Consider the following 8,270-nt stretch of genomic DNA (forward strand, 5'->3'; position numbering starts at 1 on the left):
CATGGCAAAGGGTAAGAAGATCGTCGCGAAAATTGATCCTGAGTTCCGTTTCTTGCTGGCGATCGATCCGGCCTTCGAGGCATGGCGATTGCTGGTGGTCGAGTGGTTGGCCACCCAGAAAAAACCTCAAAACAGATACGCCCCCCTCGCCGTCTTTTTTGTGCGCTATCTGCAGGCATCTCACCATGACAAGCGCCCTGCGGAGTTGTTTAAGCAGGATGCCTGCCTGCCTGACCTTTGGGGGACGCTGAGGTCAGATGGGTTAGCTGAATACAGCGCGGCCGCCCAGCATGATCACATCAGTGATTTCCTCGACTGGGTGCTCCGGGAGAAACTCACTGAGCCAGACGCGAACGGCCACAAAAGCGTACCGACGCACCTCGCAAACCCTTTCCCACGCCGCAGGGACAAGCGACAGTTTGTAAGAGTTGATTCCGAGTTCCTTTTCCTACTGGCTATCGATCCGGCCTTCGAGGCGTGGCGATTGCTGGCAGTCGAATGGTTGGCGCCCCAGGAAAACGCTGAAAACAGTTATCCCCCACTCAACGCCTTCTTTACCCGATATTTGCACGCATCTGACTTGGACAAGCGTCCTGTGGCGCTGTTCAAGCAGGATGCCCGCCTACCCGACCTGTGGGCCACACTGGGGTTGGATAGCCTAGTTAAGAACAGCGCCCTCACCCGGCATGATTGCATTAGCGATTTCCTCGACTGGGTGCTCCGGGAGAAACTCACCGAGGCGGACGCGAAAGGCCACAAAAGCGTGCCGACTCACCTCGCGAACCCTTTCCCGCGCAGAAGAAGAAAGCGGTGGGCTTTTAATATCGACTCCGAGTTTCGCTTCTTGTTGGAGATCGACCCGACTTTCGAGGCGTGGCGAGTTCTGGTAGTCGAGTGGTTGGCAACCCAAAAATCGCCTAGAAAGCAATACGGGGCACTACACGTCTTCCTTGTCCAGTACCTGCATGCACGCCAACTCGACAAGCGACCAATGACGCTCTTTCAGCAGGGTACCGACCTGCCCGACCTTTTCGCGACACTGGGATTGGATCGCCAAAATGACTGCAACGCGAAGGTCCAAAAAAATAAAATAAGTGACTTCCTCGAGTGGGTGCTCCGGGAGAAACTCGCTCAAGCCGATGCAAAAGGCCCCAAGGTCGTTCCAGCGCACCTCTCCAACCCGTTCCCACGCCGCAAGGAGAAGCGGCAGGTTGTAAAAATTGATCCCGAGTTCCGCTTCTTACTGGCGATCGATCCGGCCTTCGAGGCGTGGCGAGTGTTGGCTGTCGAGTGGTTCACGACCCATAACGCACATATAAGAAAATGCAGCGCACTCACGGCTTTCTTTGTCCGCTACCTGCAGGCATGTCAACTGCCGAAGCGCCCGGCGGATCTCTTTGAGAAAGATGCTCGCCTGCCTGATCTGTGGGCAACGCTGAGGTTAGATGGACTAATCCAACTAAACGCAGAGGCACTGCACGATGAAATCAGCGATTTCCTCGATTGGGTGCTCCAGAATAAATTCACTGAAACGGACCGAGAGGGCCGCAAGGTCGTGCCAACCCACCTCGCAAACCCCTTCCCTCGCCGCAAGGAGAAACGGCAAATTGCAAAGGTTGATGCCGGGTTCCGCTTCCTGCTGGCGATCGACCCGGAGTTCGAGGCATGGCGCGAACTGGTGGTCGAGTGGTTGGCAACCCAAAAATCACCTAAGAAAAAATACGGCGCACTCACCGCCTTCTTTGTCCGCTACCTGCAGGCATGTCAGCTGGACAAGCGTCCCGCGGAGCTGCTAAAGAAGGAGGCCCACCTGCCCGACCTGTGGGCGACGCTTAGATTGGATGATCTAACCGAAAGCAACGGAAAGGCCATGCATGATGAAATCAGTGACTTCCTCGGTTGGGTGCTACGCGAGAAATTCGCTGAAGCCGACGGAGAAGGCCACAACGTCGTGCCGCCCCACTTGGCCAACCCGTTCCCACGCATCCGTGACAGGGCATCCGGCAAGGGGTCTGACCTTTGCTTTACACATCTTGAGGATATTGACCCGCGAATGGAAAGTTGGCGCTCACTCGCCGCCGAATGGCTGAAGAGTCAGTTTGTCAATCTATCTAGTCGCCGCGCGGCCCTTGATACGTTCTTGGTAAAATACATCATCCGGCAAGATCTGCCTTGCAATCCGATTATTTTCCTTAAGAGGAGCACACCCAAGCCAGTTTTTAGCGAAATTCTGGCTGCCAGCAAGATCGAAGGTGCAATTAGCCCATTGGGTCGATGGGAAATAAGTCTTAACAATATCGTCGCTGACTTCCTCGACTGGCTACTTAAAGAAAAACTCTCCATCGAAGATGACAACGGCCAATTGTTAATTCCGTCCGAATTCCACAACCCGGTAACACGGCTATCCTTCTCTGGCATTGCGTCACCGACGGAAAGCGTCCGGCCTGTACTCTCCATCCGTTACATCAAGGAATTGCGTCAGCTGCTGGGCTCAGGGCCGAATTTCTGCGACTGGAAGTGGGCGCAGCGCGCAACGGACGGCCGCAGAGGCGGAGGCGACTGGTTCGCGGTTGATCCTAAAATCATTGACCGGACTGATCCAGACTGCGTGTGGCGGGAGCGTCCTGCGAGTGTGCGCGAAAAGGCGCTCAAGGACTACCCAGCCAAAGTTTTCGAGATCTGGTCGCCCGTTCGGGCTACGGCACTATTGCTCAAGTTGGAATTGCCGCTGCGCACATTCCAAGTGAGGATGCTGGACTCGGGCGAGGCGGACACTTGGCGCTACACTGCCCGATCAAATGGGGCTGCCTTTGAGTTGAACGACTCGCCACTCGCTACCGGTAACGCTAGCAGGCCCTACCAGCGAGGGATATTCCATAGATACAAGAACGAATCGGGCGTAGGGTTGTTCATCAACACTAATAAGACAGCCGACGTCAATAAAGCGGAGAGCGCCAAGGGCTATGTCATCCCCTGGGCGCACGAGAACGCCCTTTACTGGCTCGAGAAACTGAGAAACTGGCAGGAGAGATACAACCCAATTGATTCGCCTTCCGCTTGGGCCAACCTGAAGCGCAAGCACTTTGGTTTCACTCCACCACACCCGAAGATACTCGAGGAGCGGGGCAATGCCTGCTTCTTGTTCCGGGATGCTGCAGCAGTTAAGATCTCCGACCGCCGATTACCAATAGGCAGTAACGCCCTTGACAACCTATGGTATCGACTCCTCGCTGAATTGGAGCGGTTGTGCGCGGAAAGGGATGCAACGCTCAATGATGGGTCGGCCATTAAATTTGTATATCCAACTCCCGACAACACACACTTCTCCCTGCACAGCCTTCGAGTTTCCCTGATCACCTACCTCGTGCTTGACCAGCAACTGCCGCTAGCCGCAGTTTCGAAACTGATTGTCGGTCATAGTGGGTTGCTAATGACCATTTACTACACAAAATGCGGCCATGCTTACATGAAGGAAGTACTGGAAGCGGCAGAGCGCAACGCCTTTGCGGCCGATGAGGCCAATCATCGGCGCTTCCTGTTAGATGCGACCATAGAACAGGTTAGCCAGCGCTTTGCGAGCGTGAGCGTCGATGCAATGCGCGCTGCGGTCGGTCACAAGTCTGCAGCAACCTACGTCTTCGAGGACAAGGGTATCTGCCCGGTAGGGGGAGCAAAATGTGATGTAGGTGGGGATAGATTGAATGACCGTTTGGAGGACACAACTTACGCCCCCGTTCCCGGCTACCCTTCAGAGCGCAACTGTGTCCGCTGCCGCTTCTTTCTTTCGGGTCCTGCGTGGTTGCCGGGTCTACAGGCACATTTCAACACAATCAGTTACGAGACTCACGAACGTGCGGAGCGCCACAATAGTCTGCAGAAAGCAGTTACGGACTTGGAGAACCATCGGAACCACTGCCAACGTGAGGGCCTGTTTTTCACTGAAGCCCGCGAATTAGAACGACTATCTCAACGCTACGAAGAGGAGGCGGAGGCGATGGGGAAACTCATCAATGACCTTCAGGCGACCTACCATTTGATCGCTCGTTCGCTGGAAATCCTGAAGGAGAAGGACTCGGACGGAGTGCAGTTGGTGGCAGTGGGCGAGATGCAGGACATTCAGGTTGCGTTCACTGAAGCAAAGTCCGAGATGCACCAAATCGAAGTTCTCTGTGAGAACGCGACCATCAACTTAGGAATTGATGCGCGAAAACCTGCGATGCGGCGCGGTCAGTTACTCGACTGCATGCTCGAGTACAACAGGATCCCACCAATTTTCTTTCGACTCAATCCCCAGCAGCAATTGGATGTCGGCAACGCCGTAATGAAGCTAATTCAGGCCCGCACAGGGTCGCTCGGAGAGGCTCTCGAATTCGTGGAGGGAGGACGCCGCCTTTGTGACTTGGGGATCCTAGATGAAGCCTGGGACGTCCTTGCCGCGAGCGTCGCCAGTACGCCAGCCCGCGAGATTATCGAATCGGCGCGCGGCAAGCGCGTCCTGTCCGCGTTCAAGGAAGAAAGTGATGCATCCTGACGACCTGCTTGAGGAACTAAAGGCAAACGCAACTGCCCGAAAGGCCAAGAATCTCGACATCATCCATGCGGTGTGCCGAGAACAATATGAACGTGGTAGCCGAGATTTTTCTGTTGCGACCATTTCCAAGATTTCCACGGAGCGGGGCGGTCCTGTTAAATCTACTATTCACAACAGGACGGGTGACGATTTCAAGGGGCTGATCCAAGCCTGGGCAAATCATACCGGTGGAGTCACCCGCAAGGTGCGGAAGGCCCCCGAGAACCCACTCTTCGGAGTCCTCGATAAGATCCCCGATCCTGCCGTTCGTGCCGTTATGGGAGCGGTCCTTGCAGAGAACAAGAAACTCCGGGGCCAGGTCAATCTGCTCAAGGCCAATACACATGTGGTGATCGATAGAACGACGAAGCAAACCGACGTGCCACAAGGCAGCATTCAGACTCTCCCCGCCTCCTCCGGCCTCACGCGCGAGGAACAAGATGCCCTGCGACACGCAATAAGTGACAGACTAATTCAAGATGAGGGTTGGTCGCAGGACGACCATGGCCGAATCTTGAACGCCAGAGGGCGTGCAATTTATAGGATCGGTTACGTCAATGCCATCCGCAAGATGCTTGGCGACGACGTGTCGCAAGCGAAGTAAGGGAACTGTTAGTTGAGCACCGGGGTTCGACACTTCACCCCGATTTTCGCCCCTTTTCAGAAAGTGCCTTCAGCACCGGCGCGGGTTTGAAGGCGACGATCGCAAAAGTGCTGTGGCGGCACGTTTGTAACAGACGCCCCTAGGCTTGACGGGGGTTCGTAGGTGGTTAAAGTGGCGGCATCATGCACGTCAAGCTCACCACCTCCGGAGGCCGCCGCTACGTCCAACTCGTCGAGTCCTATCGCGACGAAGCCGGACGGGTGAAGAAGCGCACCGTCGCCACGCTTGGCCGCGCCGAGCAACTCGATGGTTCGCTCGACGCAGTGATCAACGGCCTGTTGAAGATCACCGGCCGCGAACCGATGGCCGCCAAACCGCCGGCACCGACGGTGTCGTTCGAGTCCGCGCGCGTGCTCGGTAACGTGTGGGCGCTGACCGCCGGGGTTCGACACTTCACCCCGATTTTCGACCCTTTTCGGAAAGTGCCTTCAGCACCGGCGCGGGTTTCAAGGCCATGATCGCAAAAGTGCTGTGGTGGCACGTTTGTAACAGCCACCTTCAAACTTGACGAGGCCTTGTGCCTGGGTAGAGTGGCGGCATGCACGTCAAGCTCACCACCTCCGGAGGCCGCCGCTACGTCCAACTCGTCGAGTCCTATCGCGACGAGGCGGGACGAGTGAAGAAGCGCACCGTCGCCACGCTCGGGCGCGCTGAGCAGGTCGATGGTTCGCTCGACGCGGTGATCAACGGCCTGCTCAAGGTCACCGGCCGCGAACCGATGGGCGCCAAGCCGCCGGCGCCGACGGTGTCGTTCGAGTCCGCGCGGGCACTCGGTAACGTGTGGGCGCTGACCGAGCTGTGGAAATCGCTGGGTTTCTCGGGCCTGCGTCGGGTGTTTCGCCGCACGCGCCGCACCACGGACGTGGAAGCGTTGATCCGGCTGATGGTGCTCAACCGCCTGTGCGACCCCGAATCCAAGCTCGGTGTGCTGCGCTGGGTACAGACGGTGGCGCTGCCCGACTTCGGGCCGAAGGCGGTGACGCACCAGCAGTTGCTGCGCAGCCTCGATGCACTCATGGATCATCAGGACGAGGTCGATGCGGTGGTCGCCGGGCTGCTGCGCCCGCTGATCGACCAGGATCTGTCGGTGGTGTTCTACGACCTCACCACGATCCGCAGCGAAGGACTCAGCCAGCAGGCCGGCGACGTGCGCCAGTACGGCATGGCCAAGGAAGGGCTGATCGCCCGCCAGTTCATGCTCGGCGTGGTGCAGACCGCCGAGGGGCTACCGATCTACCACGAGGTGTTCGACGGCAACACGGCCGAGACGCGTACCTTGCTGCCCACACTCTCCAAGGTGCTCGAGCGCTTCCCGTCGGTGCAGCGCCTGGTGCTGGTGGCTGACCGGGGGCTGCTCAGCCTGGACAATCTGGAGGCGCTGAAGGCCGTGCGCCTGGCCAGCGGCAAGCCGCTCGAATTCATCGTCGCGGTGCCGGGCCGCCGATACAACGAGTTCATCGAGCTGCTCGAACCCTTCCACGAACAGCAGTGCGCCACCGCCACCCAGGAGGTGATCTCGGAGCAGCCCTGGAACGGGCTGCGGCTGGTGGTCGCGCACGACCCGATGGCTGCGGCCACCAAGACAGAACAACGCAACGAACGCATCGACGCGCTGATCCGCCAGGCAGACGAATGGTCGGGCAAGCTCACCGAGCAGGACGAAGGCGTGAAGCACCGGGGCCGCAAGCTCTCGGACAGCGGCGCCAAGGCGCGCTTCTACCATGCGGTCAGCGAAGCGCACCTGTCGCGCATCCTCAAGGTGGATCTGGGCGAGGAGCTCTTCAGCTACCACATCGACGACAAGGCGAAGCGTCTCGCCGAAATGATGGACGGCAAGCTGCTGTTGGTCACAAATGCCGAGGGGCTCGCCGCGCAGAACGTGATTCAGCGCTACAAGTCGCTCGCCGACATCGAGCGCGGTTTCAAGGTGCTCAAGTCCGAGATCGAGATCGGCCCGGTGTATCACCGCCTGCCCGAGCGGATTCGCGCGCATGCGTCGATCTGCTTCATGGCGCTGATCCTGCACCGCGTGATGCGTAGCCGACTCAAGGCCGCCGACGCGGGCTACACGCCCGAGCGGGCGCTCGAGCAACTGCAGCGCATCCAGCATCACCGGGTGCGCCTGAACGGCGGCGAGCCGGTCGCGGGGGTGTCGACGCTCAGCACGGAGCAAAACGAGGTGCTTCATGCATTAGGAATCGAAAAGCCAGCGGCGCCGGAGCAGTTGGCGCTGCTGTAGTGGCATTTTTGAAAGTGCGCTCTAGCAAAAACAAGTACTTGCGAGCGTAACTGTCGAACTCGGGTGAGCAGACTCGGCGGACCTAAGGCCCTCAAGCGACGCTAAGCGCCGGAGGGCGATCGGTAAGAACGACGTCACGGGGCATCAGAAGGTGTGTGAGGCGTTTGCTGCAGGGCGTCCTGTAGGCGATTTTGCGAGTTCGAGTTCCTGCCCGCAGCGGCGGCGAGCCGTCCCTTCAACTCAATAACTGCCGCCTCGGCGCGTCGGGCGTCCTCCTTGGTCTGGGTGAGTTCCTTGCCCGTGCTGTCTAGTGCCCCCTGCAAGTTGCTTACCTGACTTCTCAGCTTTGCAACTTCCTGGCTTCCTTCTCGCACATCAGTCTCAGCCCGCGCAAGCCGTAACCTCAGATCATCGACCGAGGCTCTACTCTGCTCGAGGCGGACCTCAGCCACGGCTGCAACTTGATCGGCAGTCACGCGGGCTCGACGTTCCGCCTCGAGCGCCTCACACGTGCGTGAAAGTTGGGCCTCCAGTGGAGGGAGGCCTTCCAGCCTTAGCTGCAGCTTCGCCAACTCGGTCCGCGCCGATTCGGCTGCTTGGCGCTGGGTTTCAGTAACCCGGGTGACCTCGGCAAAATCCGCGAGCAGTTGCTCGTTGCGCCCCTCAATCTGGCTATGCCTCGCCTGTACTTCCTCCAAAGCGACCTGCAGCTCCTCGAGCTCACCTAGCAGGGATTCATTTTCTGAGAGTCTGTGAAAATTTCCGATAAATGCTTTTGGTATAATTCTTGCGTCCCG

General features: G+C 58.3%; 4 protein-coding genes and 1 pseudogene. 4 read left to right on the forward strand and 1 reads right to left on the reverse strand.

Annotated features, from left to right (window positions below; genetic code table 11):
* The first annotated feature begins 1 nt into the window (after window position 1).
* The 4 genes and pseudogenes from gmtZ to PLC66_RS14400 all read left to right on the forward strand — a co-directional run bounded on the left by gmtZ (window position 2) and on the right by PLC66_RS14400 (window position 7,473).
* Complete coding sequence (gene gmtZ, locus PLC66_RS14385) at window positions 2-4,531, forward strand: gamma-mobile-trio integrase GmtZ (protein ID WP_324541583.1); 4,530 nt, start codon at window positions 2-4, stop codon at window positions 4,529-4,531.
* A complete protein-coding gene (gene gmtX / locus PLC66_RS14390; protein ID WP_324541585.1) occupies window positions 4,521-5,174 on the forward strand; it encodes a gamma-mobile-trio protein GmtX in 654 nt (217 codons plus the stop codon). The genes gmtZ and gmtX overlap by 11 nt, the downstream gene beginning before the upstream one ends.
* Window positions 5,175-5,356: 182 nt before the next feature.
* A pseudogene (locus PLC66_RS14395) lies at window positions 5,357-5,611 on the forward strand (IS1634 family transposase N-terminal domain-related protein); the annotation flags it as partial.
* A 161-nt stretch (window positions 5,612-5,772) separates the two neighbouring features.
* Window positions 5,773-7,473 (forward strand): IS1634 family transposase, encoded by a 1,701-nt coding sequence (locus PLC66_RS14400; protein ID WP_324541587.1) that lies wholly within the window; start codon window positions 5,773-5,775, stop codon window positions 7,471-7,473.
* Window positions 7,474-7,607: 134 nt separating this feature from the next.
* Here the strand turns inward: PLC66_RS14400 and PLC66_RS14405 are convergent.
* Window positions 7,608-8,270 (reverse strand): hypothetical protein (locus tag PLC66_RS14405; protein WP_324541589.1); only part of this gene is annotated, 663 nt, incomplete at its 5' end.

It is taken from the genome of Thauera sp., assembly GCF_035444905.1.
Classification (GTDB): Bacteria; Pseudomonadota; Gammaproteobacteria; order Burkholderiales; family Rhodocyclaceae; genus Thauera.

Bases quoted from the DNA above. Each gene is read 5' to 3' on its own strand.
- gmtX (WP_324541585.1), top strand. From the start codon at position 4,521: ATGCATCCTGACGACCTGCTTGAGGAACTAAAGGCAAACGCAACTGCC.
- PLC66_RS14400 (WP_324541587.1), top strand. From the start codon at position 5,773: ATGCACGTCAAGCTCACCACCTCCGGAGGCCGCCGCTACGTCCAACTC.
- gmtZ (WP_324541583.1), top strand. From the start codon at position 2: ATGGCAAAGGGTAAGAAGATCGTCGCGAAAATTGATCCTGAGTTCCGT.